The 2,025-nt window shown below is 41.8% G+C and carries 1 protein-coding gene; it reads left to right on the top strand.

Translation table 11 applies throughout. The annotated features are described in order from the left end of the window. On the top strand, window positions 1-2,003 hold a 2,003-nt coding region (locus tag BN161_RS30055), incomplete at its 5' end, for a hypothetical protein (RefSeq protein ID WP_044272612.1). Window positions 2,004-2,025 lie beyond the last annotated feature (22 nt).

The raw sequence follows: 2,025 nt of genomic DNA, 5'->3' as shown, positions 1-2,025 counted from the left end.
AGATTACAATATCTATTCCGGACGCTTTTGCAGACCTCACAGAGGCTACTTTAGATCCTGACCGTAATGTATATACCGTGAGCATGTCACTCGATGCAGGAAGCTCTTTCGATATGACAGTGGGTTCCTCTTCTCCGGGTATCAAGATTGTTTATGCAGGCGGGCCTTCCGCACAGAGTAATGATTGGTTGACTTGTACCCCCAAAGCGGCTACCCGCCTGACTTCTTCCAGTAGTACCTATACATTTACTGTGACGGACGATTATAAGAAACTTTTCCCTCGCGCCACGGTACGCGTGTATGATGTTCTTTCCGGTACGGAAAATATACTTTATGTAGATGCCGTTGCTGTTCCCCAACCATTGACAACAAATCAACCTTCCAAAGCTCCCAACGGCACGAGTGATAACCCGAACTCATTTGATGTGGCAAATGCAACTGTTACACTCTATCGTATCACGGGCAGTAATGCGCAAGTATCATTTTTGTGTCCGGATGATATGGAAATAGTAGGTAAACCGAGTTGGATTGATATATCGGATATAGTGAAAGACGGAACGAAAAAGACTTATACTTTGACGCTAAATAATCGTGATGTTGTTCTGTCGGCTGCCACCGCAAACACACGTACAACAGAAGTGACAGATAACACCGTCGTATTTGCTAACTCTAAAAATGCTACGATGCTGCGTATGCCGATTACCATAGTATTGAAAGATGCTCCCTTGATTCCTAATTTCGAAGTACTTGGAGGAGGCAATAATAGCTATACCTCACCTACCGAGGAAAATTTGGGCAAAATATCCATGAGTGTAGCAAGTGGTAACACTTGTACTGTGCCTGTCACTTCTATGGATGGAGCAACGGTAAAGTTTGATTTCGGCGAGGGAAATCCTGAGTGGTTGACATCGGAAGTAACCACTACTGGCACTTCCAGCGGTTCAAAACAACAAAACGTCATCTTTAGATTGGTAAGCGCAAATCTTCCGAATGCTAAAGATGTTACGGTGACACTGAAAAATACAATTGGCGGACCTGATGTGCAGTTTGTGATAAGTCCAAATATAGGGACCTATTCATTGACAAAGATCAACAGCACATCAAGCGCAGACAGCTTTAGTGGGACGAATATAACTTTGTATAAGTTGGGTAACGGTACAGCTTACATGCAGTTGAAAGCTACATACTGGGGTGGCAGCACGCTGACGAGCAGTAATACGAGCGCACTAAAGGTGGAAACTGTATCCTCGACGGGTAATGATATCACATACAAGCTTACCCCTCTGAGTCTGAACAGTAGTATAAAGCTAACGCTTGCCAGCCTTGTAGACCCAAGTAAAACAAATGAATACAGTGTGGCAATAAAAGAATTTGTTGCACCGACACTGAATAAAAGTTCAATAAACATATCTTCTGTAAAGAATAGTGGCGGTTCCGCTGCTGTTACGGTAACTCCGCCAACTGATGGTTATGGATATCAAGTTAAAAGTTATGACAGCTATTATATAAGCTATTCTAATTCAGGTAATAGCTATACGATAAACACAGTGAGACCTGGGTATGCTTCTATTGTATTCTGTAATAAAATGGATGATACAAAAACTATCACACTCTCTGTAACTATTACGAACTCTATTAATTATGATGGACAGTCTGTATGGTATTATAATGGATATTACATTGCTCCTGTCGATGCTGTTAATACAACATGGGATTCTTATGTTTCTAGTAATTATTATTGCAAGAATAAAAGTGGTGCCAGCTGGCGCACACCTACTGAAGCAGATATGCGTGCTATATTGGGAGGGGTAACTGGAGTCAATCATGCCTCTAGTACGGCTTATAATTATATCACAAGCAATAGAATCTTTAGTGGCTGTACTTGGACATCGGAGGCTTATGATAGTAGTAATGCCAAGTTTTTGGATATCGAACCAGGTTTTATGTTTGTAGGATGGATTCCAAAATCTCGCCAATATCCAGTACGCTGTGTCTACAAATAACCCGTCCCGGCGGATTACAAAT

The sequence above is a fragment of the Bacteroides timonensis genome (genome assembly GCF_000513195.1).
Lineage (GTDB): Bacteria > Bacteroidota > Bacteroidia > Bacteroidales > Bacteroidaceae > Bacteroides > Bacteroides timonensis.
Note: the sequence above shows the minus strand (reverse complement) of the source record. Positions and strands in the feature narration are given on the sequence as shown.